Raw genomic sequence first — 19,204 nt, 5'->3', positions numbered from 1 at the left:
GTGCGCGCGTTCGCGTGGGTACGCGCCACCAGCGTCGCGGACGCCCTGACGGCGATCGCGGCGGGCGACGCCATGTGCATCGCCGGCGGCGTGGAGTTGCTGAACCTGATGCGCGAAGGCGTCTGCGCACCCGGCACGCTGGTCGATCTGAGCGGCATTGCCGAGCTCGGCCAGATCGAGCTCACCGCCACCGATCTGGTGCTTGGCGCGCTGACGCGCATGAGCGACGTGGCAGCCCACGCCGACGTGGTGCGCGAGTGCCCGGCGATCGCCATGGCGCTGGAACAAAGCGGCTCGCCGCAGACCCGCAACGCCGGCACGCTGGGCGGCAACCTGCTGCAGCGTACGCGCTGCGTCTACTTCCGCAACGGTGCCGTCGATGCGGCCTGCAACAAGCGCACACCCGGCAGCGGCTGCGCCGCGCTCGCCGCGGGCGCCACCCGCGCGTTCGCGCTGTTCGGCCGCAGCAGCCAATGCATCGCCACTCACCCGTCCGACCTGGCGGTCGCCCTGGCCGCGCTGGACGCGCAGGTCGTGCTGCGCGGCGCGAGCGGCGAGCGCACGCTGGCGGCGGCGGATTTTCTCCGCCTGCCCGGCACCACGCCCCAGCGCGACAACAACATGAAGCCGGGAGAGCTGCTGATGAGAATCGTCGTTCCGCGCAGCGCGCTGGCCAGACGCAGCATCTACCTCAAGGTGCGCGACCGCGCAGCCTACCAGTCGGCGCTGGTCTGCGTGGCGGCCGCCGTGGCGCTCCAGAACCAGAAGATCACGCAGGCAAGGATAGCCCTGGGCGGGGTAGCCCACCGGCCATGGCGGCTCACCACGGTGGAGGCGGCCATCGCCGGCAAGCGGCTCGACGCCGCGGGCTTCCACGACGCCCTCTCGGCGGCCATGCTGACGCTTGCGCCACAGAGCGCCGATGCCACCAAGCGCCTGATCGCCATCCGGGCCGTGGAGCGCGCGCTCAGGAACGCGGCGGCGGTGCCCTGAGCGACGCGAGGCGCGCCGTCCAGCCGCATGCCGCACGGAGCGCGCCTTATTCTGGCTCGATACCGGCGACCTTGATGATCTTGCCCCAGCGCTCCAGCTCCGCGAGCTGGAACTTCGCGAGCTCCTCCGGCGAGGACACCTTGACCTCCATGCCGTTGTCCGCCACGTAGTGACGGATCGATTCGGTGGCCATGGCCTTGCGCATCAGCTCGTTGAGGCGGTTGATGACCGGCGCCGGCGTGCCTGCGGGCGCGTAGAGCGCATTCCAGTAGCCGAAGTCATAGCCGGCCACGCCCTGTTCGGCGATGGTGGGCACGTTGGGCAGCAGCTGCGAGCGGTGCGGGCTGCTGACGCCGAGCGCGCGCAGCTTGCCGGCCTTGACCTGCGGCAGGCTGGTGGTCAGGTCGACGATCATCACGTCGGTCTGTCCCGCCACGAGATCGATCACGGCGGGCGGATTGGCCTTGTACGGGACATAGGTCAGCTTCGTCCCCGTCATGTGCTCGAACTGCTCGGTGGCGACGCGCGCCGACGACGACCCCGAGCCGAACGTCATCTTGCCGGGCTCCTTCTTCGCCAGCGCGATGAACTCAGGCACGGTCCTGGCCTTCACGCCGGGGTTCACGACCATCAGCATGTAGCCCTGCACTACCTGGCCGATCGGCGCGAAATCCTTGATGGGGTTGTAGGGAAGATTCTTGACCAGGTGCGGGTTCGCGGCCTGCGTGGTGTTGGTGGTCATGAACAGCGTGTAGCCGTCCGGAGCCGAGCGCGCGACCAGCTGGGCCGCGATGCCCCCGAACGCGCCGGGACGGCTGTCGACCACCACCGCCTGCCCCGTCTCCTTGGTGATCTGGGCGCCCATGGCGCGGGCCAGGCCGTCCGTGGTGCTGCCGGGGCTGGAGCCGATCACGATGGTGATCGGTTTCGACGGATAAGATTGCGCGCCGGCCAGGCCGGCCGCAAGCATGGTGACGGCGGCCGCCGCCAGATGGGTGATTCGCATTACTGTCTCCTGATATCTGTTTTTTGATCTTGCCGATATTGCCGATATTGCCGATGTTGCCGGCGTTGCCGGTGTTTCCTGTTCTCTCGATTTTGCCTGTTATGGCTGCTTTACCTGTTTTGCCGACCGTGCCGGTTTTTGCCGGGGCGTCGGCCGGTCAGGTAGTCAGGCTGAACTCCGGCCGCTGGCCGGCGAGCGCCTGCGCGATGCTGGCCAGGACCATCTCTCCCATGGCCGTGCGCGTCTGGTGCGTGGCGCTGGCGCGATGCGCCTGGAGCGTGACGTTGTCCAGCCCCAGCAGCGCTTCGGGCACGTTCGGTTCGTCGACGAACACATCCAGGCCGGCACCGGCGATGCGCCCGGACGTCAGCGCCGCGACGAGGTCGTCTTCCTTGACCAGCCGGCCGCGTGCGATGTTGATCAGGTAGCCGCCCGTGCCCAGCGCGTCGAGCACCGCCGCGTCGACGATGCCCTCGGCCTTGTCCGCGGCGGCGGCGAGCACCAGCGCGTCACTCTTCGCGGCCAATTGCACGAGGTCCGGCACGAAGGTGTAGGGCACATCCGCCATCGCCTTGAGGTCGGTGTAGGCGATGGGGCAGCCGAACGCCGCCAGGCGGGTGGCGATGGCGCGGCCCACCCGGCCCATGCCGACGATGCCGACGCGCATGCCGCTGACGCGGCGCGCCAGCGGAATCGCGCTCGGCTGTGGATTGCGCACCCAGTCGCCGTTGCGGATGAACCGGTCGCCCGGGCATATGCCCCGGCAGGTGGCGATCAGCAGCCCGACGGCGAGATCGGCGACGTCCTCGGTCAGCGCGCCGAAGGTGCCTGTCACCGGGAGGCCGCGCGCGCGGGCATATGCCAGGTCCACCGCATCGGTGCCGACGCCGTTGACCGCCACCACCTCGAGCGCAGGCAACTGCTCCATCATCGCCCTGCCGATGCCGGTGTGGCCGCCGGTGATGACCGCGCGGATCGAGGCGCCGTGTTCGCGCAGGTAGGCGTCCTTGTCGCCCTGCTCGAACAGCCGGTGCACGGTGTAGAGCGTGCCCAGCTTGTCATTGATCTCGGGAATCAGGATCGGATTCAACTGCAGGATGTTGGCCTTCATGCGGTGTCTCGTCGTTATCGTCATCAGTTGTCTTATGACATGAAGGCTAGTGCAGTGGATGAAGACAGTCAAGATCTATTGAATCGCTACCAACTATCGGCGTTTAAAGTGGCTATACAGGCCTTTAATTTTGAAATTCACGGGGGAATCAAACTGAAATATTACGCACCATCCACCTGAGAGCTGAAATCGGTTCCACCGGAGGCTCGACCCAAATCTGGCTCGTTATTATGTGATGTCATATAACATGAGGCGGAATTACCTCCTTTCGTGACGCCAACCCCGCCCTCCCCATGGAGAAGCGCGTTCAAACCCCCGGAACCGCCCGCCGCGGCACAGCCGGGCGGGCTCGCTGGCACAGGCTCAGATGACCGGATTGCGGCCGCCGTTGACCGACAGGATCGCGCCGACGATGTAGCTGGCGCGGTCGCTGGCCAGGAACAACGCGGCATCGGCGACTTCCTCCGGACGGCCATAGCGGCCCAGCGGCACCTCCGCAGATCCGCGGGCAAACGCTTCGTCCCGGCTGATATCCAGCCGCTTGGCTTCCAGCGCCAGCGATTGCTCGACTCGCCCGGTCAGGGTGTAGCCCGGGTTGATCGCGTTGATCCGGATGCCCAGCGCGGCGTAGTGCGCCGCATGGCCGACCGTGGACAACATCAAGGCAGCGTTCGCCGCGCCGCCGGAGATATGGGTGGACGTCGGCATCTTGCCGCCGGAACCGATGATGTTGACGATCACGCCGCTGCCGCGCGGCCGCATATGGGCCAGCACCGCCTCCTGCGCGTTGGCGACCGGGAAGTATTTGTCTTCCATGCCGGCCCGCAAGGCGTTGCCGTCGAGCGCCTCCGGCTCGTAGCGCTTCGCCGCGCCGGCGCTGTTGATCAGCACGTCGACCGGGCCATGCGCGCCTTCGATCTCCGAGACCACGCGCGTGGCGTCCTCGTACGCCGACAGGTTGGCGGCGTAGCCATGGGCCTGGATGCCCTCCTGCGCGAGCCCGGCCAGCGCGCGCTCGACATTGGCCGCATCCCTGGAGACGATGACGACGCGCGCCCCTTCACCGGCGAATGCCCGCGCGCACGCCAGTCCGATCCCTTTGCTGCCGCCCGTCACGACGACGAGCTTGTCCTTCAGGTTGAGTTCCATCGTTGCATTCCATTGTTGCCGTTGAGACCGCCCACATCCTACCCGGGCTTGCTATCCGGCGTGCGGCCGCGGCCTGCCCGGCAAGCAGCCTCGCATCGCCAGGCTAGCTGGCCGCGATCATGCCCTGCAGCGCCCTGAGGACCTCGGGCGAGCGGAACGCGCTGTTGTGGGTGTCGTCCGGCAGGAGCCGGAACGAAGCGTTGATCCCGCGCTGCGCGAGCGCATCGATGTAGCTGCGGGCGAGGTCCGGCGCTGTGTTGTCGTCCCTGGCGCCGGTCAGCGCGACGACCTTCGCGCCGGCGTCAACCTTGCCCGCCCAGGCCATCGGGTTCTCGCTGCGGCTCCATGCGCGGCGTCCGCTGCGCCAGGCCACGGTGTCGCAGGGGCATGAAACCAGCACCGCGCCGTCCATCAGCCTGGGCTTCAGCCCGAGCAGGATCGCGGCAGTCGCAGCGCCGCCCGAGTGGCCGACCACCAGCACGAGCCGGGGCCTGAACCGCTCGCGCAGACGCTCGATCGCCGTGCCGACCTCGGTGACGTTCTCCCGCGTGTAATGATCGGCGCGCCCGCTATGGCTGAACGCGACGGTCGACTCATTCCCGCTGCCGTCCGGATAGCCCGGACGCACCAGGGCGATGGACGCCACGTTGCCACCGAGTTCCTTCGTTGCCGCCTCGGCGGCAGCGAACTGGTAGTTGGCCGGCCCGCCCGTGGAAAGGTCCCCGTGCAGCCAGATCACCATCACTTCCGGCGCATCGGAGCCGAACCGGCGCATCACCAGGCACTGGGACGCGCCGCTGACGTGCAGCTCGGTGATGTCGGGGGTGCAGGTGGCGGCCTGTGCCGGCTGGCCGGAAAGGAACAGGAGAAGCGCGGCAAGGAGGGCAGTGGCTAGCTTCGGCATGGGAAATTCCGTTTCATCAGCGTCCGGTCCGGCAGCATCCCGAGGCTGCGGACAACGAGCGCAAGCATTGCCCGAAACCACGTGCTTGTCCATCCGGCAGGGTACGCCGCCCTGCCCTGGCGCAACGCCGGCCTTTCGCAGGTCATTCTCCGGTCTGTCCCCTGGCGACACACCGCAGGCAAACGGATTCCCTCAGTGCGTCGGGAACACCTCCAGCTGCTTGACGATCAGCGAAGCGCCGTCGCGCGCGGCCCAGAGCATCAGCACATCGTAGGGTGCATGCTCGAGGACGGCGATCGCCACCAGCGGAGAATCGCGGCCCGCGGCGTGGGCGACGAATATCGCCTGCTCGCCGCTGCGTGGCCTGACAAGCAGGCTGCGCCAGTCTGCCGGTGATGCAGTGACGTACACCGGACTTCCGCCGCCATCGGCCTGGCGCTTCAAGCCGGGATCGTTCGCCAGCCCGCGATCGCGCAGGCGCAGCCGCGCGAGCGCGCGGATCGGGGGGCTTTCGGCGCTCATCTTGGCGCCGGCACCAAAGAACGGCGAGAGCACCGGCCCCAGCTCCGCCACCGAGGTGGTCAGCCAGGCTTGCATGAAGCGCTCGACCCATTGCGCTTCGTCCTTGTCCACCTCCGCGCGGGCCTGGCGCGCGGCTTGCTCGGCCAGCGCATTGACCGAGGCGTCGAGCTGCGTGACCGCGCGCGGTTCGGCCAGCGGGACGCGGGCGCCGCGGTAAAAGGCGGGACCTTCCTGCGGCTCGCCACCATCGTTCAAGGACAGGCCGCGCACGATGGCATCCGGATCCGGCACGCCCTCGCCCTTCAGCCACCCGGCCTTGTCGGCCTTGGTCGCGGCATGGCAGAACACGTCGACCCGCGGTTCCAGCCGGTCCCAGGTGGCTTTGCCCTTCGGCAGGCGCTGTGCGCGGCGGTATGCCAGCAGACGCTCGAAGGTAGCGCGGGCAGCGCTACGGCACTGGTCCGGGTACTTGTATGTGAGGTCGGCGTCGTGGGAGAGCGCGCCGCCCTTGGCAGCCGGATGCGCCCACATCAGCAGCCTGTCGCACGGCCCTGTCGAGGGCTCGCCGCCGTGCGAGAAGCTGTCCTGCCAGCCGTGCAGCGCCTGTCCCAGGCGCGTGAGCCGGTCGCCGGCCTCGCTGCCATGCTCGCCGGTGACGGCTTCGACCGCGATCGCGGCGAATGGCTGCCTGGCATCGACCACCCGGTTTGCCGGCTCGGCCGGCGGCGGGTGCTGGGAGCGGAAGTGCAGTTCGCGGGTCAGCGCGCTGGCCGTCTGGTCGTGACGCACGCACAGCGAGTAGAGCATCGCATGGACCGCATCGAGCATGCCCGTATCGCTTCGCTCGTCTCCGGCTGCGATCAGGCGGCTGTCGCCGCCGTCAAAGCCTGCCTGCCCCGCCAGCCAGTAGGTCAGGCCGTAGTGGAAGTCCATCTCGTAGGCCTGCGCGCCGCCCGCGAAGCCCAGCCACACAAGCATCGCTGGTACGACGCGACGTAGAACGGACGAGGAAGCTGGCATGGCGCGTCTCTCCTGGATGACATCGCGAGCGGGAACTCACGACCGGACGGGGGATGCCCGGTGCCGGCCTCCAGCGGGAAGTCTGTTGGCTGGCATGGTCAGGTTCCGTGCGCCACCGAACGGAGCCGCGGAGCCAGGCAGCACGGCAGGCAAACCCGGCCCGGCCCCCTTCCCGGCCGTCATCGCACGGCCGCATGCACCGCGGCTGAACCCCACTTCAGCGGGGGGGAAGTGGCGCTACCGATGATCCGATAAGGTAGGCGGGGCGCGGCAGCTCGCTGGTATCCCGTGTGGTGGATACCATGGGCACCATCAGCGAATCGTCGGGCAAGATCGTGGAGATCATCGGCGTGATCGAAGGCATCGCCTTCCAGACCAACATCCTGGCGTTGAACGCCGCGGTCGAGGCAGCCCGCGCCGGCGAGCAAGGCCGGGGCTTCGCGGTGGTGGCCGAAGAGGTACGCAGCCTGGCCCAGCGCTCGGGCTCCGCCGCCAAGGAAATCAAGGTGCTGATCGACGACTCGGCCTCGAAGGTGGCGATCGGCAACGACCTGTTGGCGCAGACGGGCCGCACCATGGACGATGTGGTCGACAGCGTCAGGCGCGTGACCGACATCATGGCCGAAGTCACCGCCGCCACGCACGAGCAGGCGGCCGGCATCGAACAGATCAACGAGGCCGTGAGCCAGATGGACCACGTGACGCAGCAAAACGCTGCCCTGGTCGAGCAAGCGGCCGCGGCGGCCGGCTCGCTGCAGGACCAGGCCCGCGGCCTGATACAGGCGGCCGGGCGCTTCCAGGTCGCCTAGTTGCCTGCCCCAGGGCCGGCCGGCATCGGTGGTTCAGCCGGCTGGACGCCTGCGCGTGGCGGCCAGCCCGCTTCCGATGCGGGTCAGAACGCCAGCCTGGCGCTCACGCTGACACTGCGCGGATCCGCCGGCTGGATGTAGTCGGCGTACTGGAAGCCCCAGTAGCGCTTGTTGGTCAGGTTGTTGACGGCCGCGCGCAAGGTCAGCTCCTTGCCGGCCACGCGGGTGACGTAGCTGGCACCGAGGTTGAACACGGTATAGCCGGCCAGCGTGATGTCGCCGGCCGGGCGCAGCTTGGTGGTGCCGGTGTACTTGCCGTCGATGCCCACGCGCAGGCCCGGCACGAACGGCACGTAGTACGCCAGCCGCGCCGCCAGCACGAAGTTCGGCGCCCCGGCCACGCGGTTGCCGTTGAAATCGGCGCCGCGCGCGTACCAGCTATCCAGGTACATGGCGCTGCCGCCCAGTTCGAACTGCCCCACGCGCGCGGCGCTGGCCAGCTCCGCGCCCTGGTAGATCGACAAGCCGTCCTGCACGAACACGTTGTCGCTGTTGGCGTACTGCGCGCCGCGTTCGATGCGGAACAGCGCGGCGGTGCCGGTCCAGCTGCCCTGGTCGGTCTTGGCGCCCAGTTCGTACTGCTTGCTGCGGATCGGCTTGAGCTGCGCGCCGGCGTTGGCGTAGATGGTGTCCACGGTGGTGCCGCCTTCGAGCGACTCCACGTAGCTGGCGTACAGCGTGGTGCTCCGCAGCGGCTTGTACATCAGGGCGACGGTCGGCGTGACAACACCGTTCTTGCTGTAGCTCGAGGTGGTGGCCCCGCCGCGCGCATAGCCGTTCTGCTCGTAGTTGGTGTAGCGCACGCCGCCGAGCACGGACCATTTCTCGGTCAGCTCGATGGTGTCGCTCACGAACAGCGCCATTTGCGAGATATCGCTGGCGCGGTACTGGCTGAAGCCACCCTGCGAGTAGTAGGTACGCGTGTTGGGCAGCGCCAGGTTGCCGGAGCCGAGCGAGAAGTACACGTCAGAGCCGGTGCTGTAGCGGTCGATCTGCTCCTGCCACGCCGTGCCTGCCACCAGCTGGTGGCGCAACGGACCGGTGGCGAACTTGCCCTCGACCATGGTCGTCCACTGGCTGAACTGATGCCCCTGCGTGCCGTCGTAGCGGAAGTCCTCGTAGTCGCCGTTCACGTTGGCGAGCACGAAGGAGGTCTCGTTGCGGCTGCGCGAGACCTTGCTGAAGCTGTAGCTGGTGCTGACGGTCCAGTCCGGGTTGATGTTGTAGCGCAAGCCGGTGCTGTACAGCTGCAGGTTGGTGAACAGGTGCTGGTCCGGGCCGGCGAACAGGCCGCCGCGGCCGCTCACCACGCCCGGCAGCGAAGTGCCGGTGTACGAATACGTGGCGAAGGTCGGCGTCTGGCCGAAGGTGCGGCGGTCCTGGTAGATGCCGTCGAAGGTCCAGGTCAGGTCCCGCGTCAGGCGGGCATCCAGCCCCAGCGAGACGGAATCGCGCTTGAGGCCGACCGCGTTGGATGGCTTGCCCTCCTCGTGCGTGACATTCAGGCGGTAGCCGAACATCTGGTCCGGCCCCGCACGCCCGCCGAGGTCCAGGTGCTCGGTCCAGACGTGGGCGCTGCGGTAGCCCAGCTCCAGGCTGCCGGTGAAGGTGTCGGTCGGGCGCTTGGTCACGTAGTTGACCGTGCCGCCCGGATTGGCGAAGCCGTACATGAAGCCGGACAAACCCTTGAGCAGTTCGACCTGCTCCAGTTGCTCGTATGGCAGCGTGATGCCGTATCCCACATACGGCATGCCGTTGATCTTGTAGCCGTTCTGCCAGTCGAGCTGCAGCCCGCGCACGGTCAGGTAGCTGGCCCAGCTATTGTTGGCGTTGCTGTTGTCGGAGACCGACGCATCCACGGCGAACACGTCGCCAAGCTTGGTGACCTGGCGGTCGGCCAGGTCTTCGCCGCTGACGATGGTGGTGGAGTACGGCGTATCGATCTGCGCGCGGTTACCCAGCGCGCCGCTGCCAACCTTCTTCTCGAGCTGCTGGCCGGCGTCCGCCATGGCGCCCGCGCTGACGGTCACGGCGGGTAGTGCCTGCTCGGTGGCTGGCGCGGCCTGCTGCGCCAGCGCCGCGCCACAGAGCGGGAATCCGAACAGGACCGCCATCCTGGCCAGTGAGGCAAGTTGGCGGGCTTGAGGCGCAGCAGGGTTCCGGCGCGCAGCGGGGCCGAGGTGAACGGTCATTGGGTCCTGGAAAGCGAAGTGAACAAGCGAAGTGAACAATTGGATACAACGCAAACGCAAATGCGATTGATTTGCATTTCGTTTTAGAGGTCTCGGATAATGCCCAAAATTGCTGGCTATCGCAACAGGCGCGGTGAATACGAAGCAGACAGGTGCAGGCAAGCCACCATCAGAGTGGCGTAACAGGCATAAAATGGTCGTCCCGGCGAGCCCGCCACCGGTATTCGCTGACTTTCCACAAATTCCGCTTGTATTTATCTGACCTGTCAGCTACTGTTGCATCAACCAAGACGAGGAGCACATCGTGGACCACTACTCGAAGGAAAACTTCCCGCTGACCTACAGCGTCGGGTTCTTCCTCAATCGTGCCCGCAACAGCCTGATGGAAGAACTGGATGCAGCGCTGAAGGAACTGGGCATCAGCAGCCAGCACATGGGCATCCTGCTGTCGATGCTCCGCGGCAGTGCGTCCACCCCGTTCGAACTGTGCAAGCGGCTCGGCGTGGACACCGGCCTGATGACGCGCATGCTGGACAAGCTGGAGAACGAGGGCCTGCTGAAACGCAGCCGCAGCGTGAGCGACCGTCGCGTGGTCAACCTGGTGCTGACCGACAAGGGTCGCGCGATCACCGAGCAGGTTTCCGAAATCGCGCCGCAAGTGCTCAATGCACGGCTCACCGCCTTTTCCCCGGATGAATTCGCCGAATTCAGCCGGCTGCTTGTGAAATTCGCGAGCGCCTGAACCTTTTTTTTTCGCTTAATTAACTGATAGGTCAGAAAATGAACAATCAGAAGATGCAGCCGGCTCGCAGCGTCAGCCGCTTCGTTCGCCCCGCCGGCCTTGCCCTCTCCGCGCTGATGGTGGCCGTTCTTGCCGGGTGCGCCAACTACGCGGGCATTCATAGCGACAAGCAGATCGCCGATACCAAGGCCTACGCCAGCACCCAGAGCATCCCTGCCGAGCAAGGCCGCTGGCCGTCGGCCGACTGGGCCGACCAGTTCGGCGACGCGCAGCTCAAGGCCCTGGTGGCCGAAGCGCTGGAAGGCAGCCCGTCGCTCGAGAAGGCCAGGGCCCGCCTGGCCGCCGCCGTGGCGGCCAGCGAAGGCGCCAACGCCAATACGCTGCCGCAGGTGGGCGCCGGATATTCGTGGACCCGCCAGCGCTTCTCGGAAAACGCCATGACGCCGCCCCCCTTCGCCGGCTCCTGGCAATCGGAAAACAAGGCCATGCTGGGCGCCACGTTCGAGCTGGACCTGTGGGGCAAGAACCGCGAAGCGCTGAAGTCGTCGGTCTCCGCCGTACATGCCACCGAGGCCGAATCCGAGCAGGTCAAGCTGACGCTCAGCTCGGCTATCGCGCGCGCCTACAACGAGCTGGCCCGCCTCTATGCGCTGGCCGATATTGCCCGCGACGAAGTCACCCAGCGCGCCGCCGTGCTGCGCGTGACCAGCGGCCGCGTGACGATGGGCCTGGAAACCGAAGTGGAGAAGCGCACCGCCGAAGCCAACCTGGCCACCAGCGAAGTCGCCGTCTCCGCGCTCGAAGGCAATATCCAGCGCACCCGCTACCAGCTCGGCGCGCTGCTCGGCAAGGGCCCGGACCGCGGCCTGGCCATCGCCCGCCCCAGCCTGGGCACCGGCGAGGAAGTGCGCCTGCCCGACAACCTGCCCGCCGACCTGGTCTCGCGCCGCCCGGACATCGTGGCCGCGCGCTGGCGCGTGGACGCCACCACGCATGACGTGAAGGTGGCCAAGGCCGAGTTCTACCCCGACATCAACCTGTCGGCCGCCATCGGCCTGGACGCCTTCGGCTTCGGCCACTTCCTGCGCGCCGCCAGCCGCACCGCTTCGGCCGGCCCGGCCATCCACCTGCCGATCTTCGACGGCGGCGCGCTGCGCGCCCAGCTCAAGGGCCGCTATGCGGAGTTCGACTTCGCTGTCGCCAACTACAACGAGACGCTGATCAACGCGCTGTCCGACGTGGCCACGCAGCTGTCGGACATCCGCGCCATCGACGTACAGATCGCGGGCGCCGTGCGCAGCGACGAAGCCGCCCGCCGCGCGCTGACCCTGGCCATGGCCCAGTACAAGGCCGGCCTGACCACGCAACTGACCGTACTGAACGCCCAGACCAACGCGCTGGCCAGTGCCCAGGCAGTCGCCAACCTGCGCATGACCCGCCGCGACCGCCAGATCGCGCTGGCCGCGGCGCTCGGCGGCGGCTACACCGACACCTCGGATTCCATCAAGCAGGCGGCCCTGATCCGCTGAGCCAGCCATCGCAATAACGCTAACCGCCAATCGCCAGTTTCCCGCATACAGGTACTGCCATGACTACCCAGAACCAAACCGAACAAGCTGCTCAACCGAACAACCCGCAAGCCGTTGCGCAGGCCGCCAGCCCGGCACCAGGCAAGCGCAAGCGCGCCCTCGCCCTGCTGGGCCTGGTCACCGCGCTGGCCGCCGCCGGCTGGGGCACGTACTACTACACCGAAGCCCGTTTCCATGAAGACACCGACGACGCCTACGTCAACGGCAACCTGGTGCAGATCACGCCGCAGGTGACCGGCACGGTGATCGCGGTCAACGCCGACGACACGCAGATCGTCAAGGCGGGCGAGCCGCTGGTGAACCTCGACGCGGCCGATGCCAGGGTGGCGCTGGCCAATGCCGAAGCCATGCTCGGGCAGACCGTGCGCCAGGTCAGCGCGCTCTATGTCAACAACAGCGTGCTCGAAGCCACCATCGCCCAGCGCCAGGCCGACCTGGCGCGCGCCCGCGACGACCTGCGCCGCCGCACCGAAGTCAGCGAGACCGGCGCCGTCGCCGCCGAAGACGTGGCGCACGCCCGCGATGCCGTCAAGACCGCCGAGGCCGCGCTCGAGACTGCGCGCCAGCAACTGGCATCGAACCACGCGCTGACCGACCAGGCCACCGTGCCCGACCACCCCAGCGTGCAGGCCGCCGCCGCCAAGGTGCGCGACGCCTACCTCGCCAATGCCCGCAACAGCCTGCCGGCGCCCGTGACCGGCTACGTGGCGCGCCGCTCGGTGCAGGTCGGCCAGCGCGTGGCCCCGGGCAACCCGCTGATGGCCATCGTGCCGCTGGACGGCGTGTGGATCGACGCCAACTTCAAGGAAGTGCAGCTCAAGAACATCCGCATCGGGCAGCCGGTGGAGCTGCATGCCGATCTCTACGGCAGCAGCGTGACCTATCACGGCCGCGTGGTGGGCTTCTCCGCCGGCACCGGCAGCGCGTTCTCCGCCCTGCCCGCGCAGAACGCCACCGGCAACTGGATCAAGGTCGTGCAGCGCCTGCCGGTACGCGTCCAGCTCGATGCGGCTGAGCTGCGCGCGCACCCCCTGCAGATCGGCCTGTCGATGCAGGTGGACGTGAACACGCGCAACGCCGGCGGCTCGCACCTGGCGCCGGTGGCCGACGCCGCCAACGCCTACCGCACCACCTACAAGACCAATGTGTTCGAGCGCTACGGCGCGGAAGCCGACGACGAGATCGCACGCATCGTCGCGCACAACAGCAATAGCCAGGGCCAGGGCGCGCAGGTCGCCCGGGCCGCGCAAGCGCCCAAGCCGCAGGCCAGCGCACCGGTGCAGGCAGCGCGCGCGGGAAAGCAAGGCGCGGGCGCCTGAAGCGTTCTTTTTCGTCCAAATATCTGACTTATCAGGCGATGCCGGCAGGGCGCGGGACAGCGACCCTTCCCGCGGCCCTCCCCGGCCGGCATCCCAAGCGACCTGAATACGCGACCAAACAAGCGAAACCTCGCCGGAGCGCACCATGCAAGCCCAATCCCGACCACTCGCCCCGCCACCGCCGCTCACCGGCGGCAAGCTCGCGCTGGCAACCTTCGCCGTGGCGCTGGCCACCTTCATGAACGTGCTCGATTCGTCGATCGCCAACGTGGCCATCCCGACCATCTCCGGCAACCTGGGCGTCTCGATCGACGAGGGCACCTGGGTCATCACGCTGTTCGCCGCCGCCAACGCGGTGTCGATTCCGCTGACCGGCTGGCTGACGCAGCGCATCGGCCAGATCCGCCTGTTCGTCGGCGCCATCCTGTTGTTCGTGCTGTCGTCGTGGCTGTGCGGCATCGCCCCCAACCTGCCTGTGCTGCTGGCCGCGCGTATTCTCCAGGGCGCCGTGGCCGGTCCGCTGATCCCGCTCTCGCAGGCCATCCTGCTCGGCTCGTATCCGAAGGAAAAGAGCGCGACCGCGCTCGCGCTGTGGGCCATGACCGCCACCGTGGGCCCGATCGCCGGCCCCGCGCTGGGCGGCTGGATGACGGACAGCTACTCGTGGTCGTGGATCTTCTACATCAACATCCCGGTCGGCCTGTTCGCAGCCGCCGTGACATGGGCCATCTACCGCGAGCGCGAGACCCCCCCGCGCAAGCTGCCCATCGACGTGGTCGGCCTGGGCTCGCTGATCGTGTGGGTGGCCGCGCTGCAGATCATGCTCGACAAGGGCAAGGACCTGGACTGGTTCAGCTCGCCGGTGATCGTCATCCTGGCCGTGGTGGCGGCGCTTGGCTTCGCCTTCTTCGTGATCTGGGAGCTGACCGAGAAGAACCCCATCATCGACCTGCGCCTGTTCAAGGGCCGCAACTTCCTCGGCGGCACGGTCGCCATCTCGGTGGCCTACGCCCTGTTCTTCGCCAACCTGGTGCTGCTGCCGCAATGGATGCAGCAATACCTGAACTATCCGGCCGTGAACGCCGGCATGGTGACCGCGCCGCTCGGTATCTTCGCCGTGCTGCTCACGCCCGTGCTCGGCAAGCTCTTGCCCAAGATCGACCTGCGCGTGCTGGGCACCATGGCATTCCTTGGCTTTGCCGGGGTGTTCTTCATGCGTTCGCAATACACCACTGGCGTGGATACCTGGACGCTGGTCCTGCCGACCTTGCTGCAAGGCATACCGACCGGGCTGTTCTTCGTGCCACTGACCGCGATCATCCTCTCGGGGCTGGCCCCGGAGAAGATTCCCGCCGCGGCAGGCCTGTCCAACTTCGCCCGCGTGTTTGCCGGCGCGGCAGGCACGTCGATTGCCAGCACCGCATGGAACAGCCGCAGCATCCTGCACCACAGCCAGCTTGCCGAGCAGGCCAGCCCGACCAACCCGCTCTACAACGCCGCGCTCGAATCGATCCAGGCCACGCTGCATTTCAGCCCGGCGCAGGCGGTGGCCTACTTCGAGCGCAGCCTCAACACGCAAGCGATCATGCTCGGCCTGAACGACATCTTCTGGATCTCGGGCGTGATCTTCGTGCTGATCGTGCCGCTGATCTGGCTGACCAAGCCGGTGAAGGGCGCGGTGTCGGAAGCGGCGGCTGCCGCGCACTGAAGCACCCGAGCGCGCCACGGCGCGGTCGCGCCGTGGCCAGCAAGCTTGCGCCTCCCGCCGGGAGGCGTTCCCGCTTTCCCGCTTTCCCTGCGCAACCCCTCGTCAGAACGTCAGAACAAATCCCGTTGCCCCGTCACCAGCCTGGAGAAATCCTCTTCCAGGAACGGCAGGATGGCATCCGCCACCGGCTGCAGCTGGCGCTCCAGGTAGTGCGCGTAGTCGAGCGCGCCGCGCCGCGTTTCCAGCGGCTCGGGCCCCGTGGTGGTCATCACGTAGCTGATCCAGCCGCCGTTCTGGTATTGCAGCGGGCGCCCCTCGCGCTGATTGAATTCGTCGGCGATGCGCGCGGCGCGCACGTGCGGCGGCACGTTGCGCTGGTACTCCTCCAGCGGGCGCCGCAGGCGCTTGCGGTAGACCAGCAGATCGTCGAACTCGCCGCCGAGCGTGCGCGCCACGTAGTCCCGCACGTACTCGCGAAAGGGTTGCTTCTTGAACACGCGCTGGTATAGCTCCTGCTGGAACTGCTGGGCCAGCGGCGTCCAGTCGGTGCGCACGGTTTCCAGGCCCTTGAAGACCATTTCGTCTTTGCCATCCGCGCCGGCGACGAGCCCCGCATAGCGCTTCTTGCTGCCTTGCTCCGCGCCGCGCACGGTGGGCATCAGGAAACGCAGGTAGTGGGTATCGAACTCCAGCTCCAGCGCGCTTTCCAGTCCATAGGACTGCCGCAGGTGATCGCGCCACCATTGGTTCACGTATTCCACCAGCGCGAGCCCGAGCCGGCGGGCATCCTGCTCCGAGTGCGGGTGCTTCAGCCAGACGAAGGTGGAGTCGGTATCGCCGTAGATGACCTCATAGCCCCTGGCCTCGATCAGCTCGCGCGTGCGGTGCATGATCTCGTGGCCGCGCATGGTGATCGACGAGGCCAGGCGCGGGTCGAAGAAGCGGCAGACGCTCGAGCCCAGCACGCCGTAGAAGGCATTCATGATGATCTTGAGCGCCTGCGACAGCGGCTGGTTGCGCTGGCGCTTGGCCGCTTCGCGCTCCTGCCAGATCTGGCTGACGATGGCCGGCAGGCTGTGCTTGCTGCGCGAGAAGCGCCCGCCGCGGAAGCCCGGCACCGAATCGGCATCATCGGGATGCAGCATGCCTTCCACCAGCCCTACGGGATCGATCAGGAAGGTGCGGATGATGGACGGATACAGGCTCTTGTAGTCCAGCACCACCACCGAGTCATAGAGCCCCGGCCGCGAGTCCATGACAAAACCACCGGGGCTGGCCGCCTCCGGCACGTCCCCCAGGTTCGGCGCGACATAGCCCTGCCGGTGCATCAGCGGCATGTACAGGTGGCAGAATGCCGCCACCGAGCCGCCGCTGCGGTCCGCGGCCAGCCCCGTGACCGCGGCGCGCTCCAGCAGGAAATGCAGCAACTCGGTCTTGGCGAAGATGCGCGTGACCAGTTCGCAGTCCTTCAGGTTGTAGCGCGCCAGTGCGGGCTTGTCCTCGGCAAAGCGGCGGTCGATCTCGGCCATGCGCTGGTATGGGTTGTCGATGGACTTGCCCTCGCCGAGCAGCGTCTGCGCCACGTTCTCGAGGCTGAACGAGGGGAAGTTCCAGGTAGCCGAGCGCAGCGATTCGATGCCGTCGATGATCAGCCGGCCGGCGGCGGAGGCAAAGAAATGCTCCTGCTTGAAGCCGTGCTCGCGCCATTCCAGCAGGCCGCCGCCGCGGCCGAAGCGCAGCGGTATGCGGTAGCGCTCCGCATGCTTTTGCAGCACGCGCAGGTCGAACTGCACCACGTTCCAGCCGATGATGGCATCGGGATCGTGCCGTTCCAGCCACTGGTTGAGCTTCTCCAGCATGTCGGCATGGCTGGCGCAGTAGTCGAGGTCGAAGTCGATGCCGCTTGCATCGCCGTTGGGCGGCCCGAGCATGTAGACCTGGCGCTGGCCGCAGCCTTCGAGCGCAATCGAATACAGCTCGCCGTGGGCGGTGGTCTCGATATCGAGCGAAACCAGCTTCAGGCGCGGGCGGTAAGCCGGCGCGGGCTTCATCTGGGCGTTGAGCAGCGGCCCGCGCGGATCGGCCGCGTTGGCTTCGCCGCCGAACCACACCGGCGCATTGATGAAGCGCTCCATCAGGTAGCGGTCGGGGGGGCGGATATCGGCTTCGTAGACATCGATGCCGTATTCGCGCAGCTGCTTTTCCAGCTTGCCGAGCTGGCGGTATTGCGGGCAATACAGGCCCAGCACCGGGCGCTGGTGGAAGTCGGTCAGCGGCAGGGGTTTCAGTTCGGCGCCGCGCTCGCCGCGCAGGACCAGTGCTGCGCGCTCGCCGTGCTCGGCCGGGATGAAGGCCACGGACTGCTGCGGGGCGAGACGGATATGGCGCGGCCCGTCGTCCGTCGCGAGCCAGAACTCGACCTCGGTGCCCGCCGCGGTGTCGCGCCAGTGCCGGGTCAGAAGAAAACCCTGATGTAGTTGATCCACCCTGCTGCTGCCTTGGAAAGCCCTGCCTTTGCGGCCACCGGCTATTCTACCGGCCCGCCGGCCTAGAGCATGGCCGAATGCAGGTGATGGGGATCGTCCAGCGTCTCGGCGACGATCTGCAGCGACTCTTCCACTTCGTCGCGGTCGCTCGGCCCGCCGAGGCAGATGCGCACGGCTTCCGGCGGATTGCCGTCGGTCGAGAACGCGGCGCTGGACACCGCGCCAATGCTCCGGGAGCGCAAGTGCAGTGCCAGCTCCGACGGGCTCCATACGCTTTCGCCGGGAATCGGCAGCCACAGGTGAAAGCCGCTCGGATCGGCGTCGAAGGGGCGGCCCGCCAGCACCCGCTGCGCGATCGCCTGGCGCGCCACGCTCTCGGCGCGGATCGCCTTGAGCATGTCGTCCACCGTGCCGTCCTTGATCCAGGCCGTGGCCAGCAGGGTATTGAACGGACTGGCCATCACCGTGGTGGCGCGCAAGGTGCCGGCCAGCCGCTGGGTCTGGCGGGCGCTGGGGCCGTGGATGAAGGCGATGCGCAGGCCCGCGCCGAAGCATTTCGACAGCCCGGTCACGTAGTAGGTGAGCTCCGGTGCCAGGGTGGCGAATGCATCGGGCACGCTCTGCGGCAGCATGCCGTAGGCATCGTCCTCGATGATCGGCACGCTGTAGCGCAGCGCGATATCGGCCAGGATCTCGCGCCGGCCCTGCGGGATCGTCCTCGTGCTCGGATTCTGCAAGGTGGGATTGCAGTAGAACGCGGCGGGTTTCTGCGCCTTGCACAGCGCCTCGAAGGCCGGCGCGAGCGGCCCCTCTTCGTCGCCGGGCAAGGCCAGCAGCTGCACCCCGAGTTGCGCGGCGATGGCCTTGATGCCGGGATAGGCCAGCGTGTCCAGGCAGATGGCCTGGCCGGGGCGCGACAACTGCGACAGCAACGCCACCAGCGCGCTATGGATGCCGGGGGCGATCAGCACGGTCTCCGCGCTGCATGCCGGCACCAGCCGGCGCAGCCAGCCGGTCGCCACCGCACGGTCGGCCGGCGTGCCGCCGAAGTCCTGGTAGCGCAGCAGCGCATAGGGATCGGTGGCCCCCATCAGGCGCGTCATCGATTCGCGCAGCCGCGCGGCCAGCGCCGCCGGCTCCGGCGGCATGTTCATCGTCATCTCGGCGCCCGTGCCCGCGCGCAGCGGCAGCGCCGGCGCGCGCCCGCGCACATAGGTGCCGCTGCCGGCCTTGGTGTCGATCAGGCCGCGCTTGCGCGCCTCGTTGTAGCCGCGCGCCACGGTGGTGTAGTTGAGCTTCAGCGCGTCGGCCAGGTCGCGCAAGGCCGGCAACCGGTCCCGCGCCTGCAGGCGGCCGCTGGCAAGCGCCTCCTCGATCAGCTCCGGGATCATCAGATAGGCCGGCTTCGCGCTCTCCGCGATGCGCTTTTCCCAATGGTTCGTCAGGCCAGACAAGACGGACTCCGCGATATGGATTCAGCCATTCAGGCTAGCACAAGTGATCGCATTCACCATGCAATATTGATTGCACCCGGATACGCAACATGATGGTGCGCGAATGAGCCTGATTGCACCGATTGAGCGCACGCGATTGC

General features: G+C 67.6%; 13 protein-coding genes and 1 pseudogene. 6 read left to right on the top strand and 8 right to left on the bottom strand.

Going from position 1 to position 19,204, the window contains the following annotated elements; all coding sequences use genetic code 11:
• Positions 1–993 (top strand): FAD binding domain-containing protein, encoded by a 993-nt coding sequence (locus tag AC1DKV_RS11030; RefSeq protein ID WP_441620214.1) that lies wholly within the window; start codon positions 1–3, stop codon positions 991–993.
• A gap of 46 nt (positions 994–1,039) precedes the next feature.
• Here AC1DKV_RS11030 and AC1DKV_RS11025 read toward each other — a convergent pair whose 3' ends face one another.
• From AC1DKV_RS11025 to AC1DKV_RS11005, 5 genes are all read right to left on the bottom strand, one after another.
• On the bottom strand, positions 1,040–1,999 hold the full coding sequence (locus tag AC1DKV_RS11025) for a Bug family tripartite tricarboxylate transporter substrate binding protein (RefSeq protein ID WP_441620216.1): 960 nt from the start codon (positions 1,997–1,999) through the stop codon (positions 1,040–1,042).
• 157 nt (positions 2,000–2,156) lie between these two features.
• A complete protein-coding gene (locus AC1DKV_RS11020; protein WP_441620218.1) occupies positions 2,157–3,110 on the bottom strand; it encodes a 2-hydroxyacid dehydrogenase in 954 nt (317 codons plus the stop codon).
• A 363-nt stretch (positions 3,111–3,473) separates the two neighbouring features.
• Complete coding sequence (locus AC1DKV_RS11015; protein WP_441620220.1) at positions 3,474–4,259, bottom strand: SDR family NAD(P)-dependent oxidoreductase; 786 nt, start codon at positions 4,257–4,259, stop codon at positions 3,474–3,476.
• 103 nt (positions 4,260–4,362) lie between these two features.
• Complete coding sequence (locus AC1DKV_RS11010; RefSeq protein ID WP_441620222.1) at positions 4,363–5,163, bottom strand: alpha/beta hydrolase family protein; 801 nt, start codon at positions 5,161–5,163, stop codon at positions 4,363–4,365.
• 192 nt (positions 5,164–5,355) lie between these two features.
• Positions 5,356–6,705, bottom strand: coding sequence for a hypothetical protein (locus AC1DKV_RS11005; protein ID WP_441620224.1), 1,350 nt, complete (start codon positions 6,703–6,705; stop codon positions 5,356–5,358).
• A gap of 260 nt (positions 6,706–6,965) precedes the next feature.
• Between AC1DKV_RS11005 and AC1DKV_RS11000 the strand changes: the two are divergent.
• Positions 6,966–7,514, top strand: a pseudogene (locus AC1DKV_RS11000) (methyl-accepting chemotaxis protein); the annotation flags it as partial.
• 83 nt (positions 7,515–7,597) lie between these two features.
• Here AC1DKV_RS11000 and AC1DKV_RS10995 read toward each other — a convergent pair.
• Positions 7,598–9,766 (bottom strand): TonB-dependent siderophore receptor, encoded by a 2,169-nt coding sequence (locus tag AC1DKV_RS10995; protein WP_441620226.1) that lies wholly within the window; start codon positions 9,764–9,766, stop codon positions 7,598–7,600.
• Between the two features lie 304 nt (positions 9,767–10,070).
• Here AC1DKV_RS10995 and AC1DKV_RS10990 point away from each other — a divergent pair, with 304 nt between their 5' ends.
• The 4 genes from AC1DKV_RS10990 to AC1DKV_RS10975 all read left to right on the top strand — a co-directional run bounded on the left by AC1DKV_RS10990 (position 10,071) and on the right by AC1DKV_RS10975 (position 15,124).
• Positions 10,071–10,508 (top strand): MarR family winged helix-turn-helix transcriptional regulator, encoded by a 438-nt coding sequence (locus tag AC1DKV_RS10990; protein WP_441649945.1) that lies wholly within the window; start codon positions 10,071–10,073, stop codon positions 10,506–10,508.
• Positions 10,509–10,546: 38 nt separating this feature from the next.
• Positions 10,547–12,037: an efflux transporter outer membrane subunit gene (locus AC1DKV_RS10985; protein ID WP_441620230.1), complete on the top strand. Its 1,491-nt coding sequence runs from the start codon at positions 10,547–10,549 to the stop codon at positions 12,035–12,037.
• Positions 12,038–12,096: 59 nt separating this feature from the next.
• On the top strand, positions 12,097–13,416 hold the full coding sequence (locus tag AC1DKV_RS10980) for an HlyD family secretion protein (RefSeq protein ID WP_441620232.1): 1,320 nt from the start codon (positions 12,097–12,099) through the stop codon (positions 13,414–13,416).
• A 145-nt stretch (positions 13,417–13,561) separates the two neighbouring features.
• On the top strand, positions 13,562–15,124 hold the full coding sequence (locus AC1DKV_RS10975; protein ID WP_441620233.1) for a DHA2 family efflux MFS transporter permease subunit: 1,563 nt from the start codon (positions 13,562–13,564) through the stop codon (positions 15,122–15,124).
• 110 nt (positions 15,125–15,234) lie between these two features.
• Here AC1DKV_RS10975 and AC1DKV_RS10970 read toward each other — a convergent pair whose 3' ends face one another.
• Positions 15,235–17,610 carry a DNA polymerase II gene (locus AC1DKV_RS10970; protein WP_441620235.1) on the bottom strand — a complete coding sequence of 792 codons (2,376 nt, stop codon included), beginning with the start codon at positions 17,608–17,610 and terminating at the stop codon, positions 15,235–15,237.
• A gap of 62 nt (positions 17,611–17,672) precedes the next feature.
• On the bottom strand, positions 17,673–19,064 hold the full coding sequence (locus AC1DKV_RS10965; protein WP_441620237.1) for an aminotransferase-like domain-containing protein: 1,392 nt from the start codon (positions 19,062–19,064) through the stop codon (positions 17,673–17,675).
• Positions 19,065–19,204 lie beyond the last annotated feature (140 nt).

The sequence above is a fragment of the Cupriavidus sp. 05T41 genome (assembly GCF_056396525.1).
The sequence above is the reverse complement of the archived record's forward strand: the minus strand, read 5'-3'. Positions and strand labels throughout refer to the sequence as shown.

Bases quoted from the DNA above. Each gene is read 5' to 3' on its own strand.
- AC1DKV_RS11025 (WP_441620216.1), bottom strand. From the start codon at position 1,999: ATGCGAATCACCCATCTGGCGGCGGCCGCCGTCACCATGCTTGCGGCC.
- AC1DKV_RS11020 (WP_441620218.1), bottom strand. From the start codon at position 3,110: ATGAAGGCCAACATCCTGCAGTTGAATCCGATCCTGATTCCCGAGATC.
- AC1DKV_RS11015 (WP_441620220.1), bottom strand. From the start codon at position 4,259: ATGGAACTCAACCTGAAGGACAAGCTCGTCGTCGTGACGGGCGGCAGC.
- AC1DKV_RS11010 (WP_441620222.1), bottom strand. From the start codon at position 5,163: ATGCCGAAGCTAGCCACTGCCCTCCTTGCCGCGCTTCTCCTGTTCCTT.
- AC1DKV_RS11005 (WP_441620224.1), bottom strand. From the start codon at position 6,705: ATGCCAGCTTCCTCGTCCGTTCTACGTCGCGTCGTACCAGCGATGCTT.
- AC1DKV_RS10995 (WP_441620226.1), bottom strand. From the start codon at position 9,766: ATGACCGTTCACCTCGGCCCCGCTGCGCGCCGGAACCCTGCTGCGCCT.
- AC1DKV_RS10985 (WP_441620230.1), top strand. From the start codon at position 10,547: ATGAACAATCAGAAGATGCAGCCGGCTCGCAGCGTCAGCCGCTTCGTT.
- AC1DKV_RS10980 (WP_441620232.1), top strand. From the start codon at position 12,097: ATGACTACCCAGAACCAAACCGAACAAGCTGCTCAACCGAACAACCCG.
- AC1DKV_RS10975 (WP_441620233.1), top strand. From the start codon at position 13,562: ATGCAAGCCCAATCCCGACCACTCGCCCCGCCACCGCCGCTCACCGGC.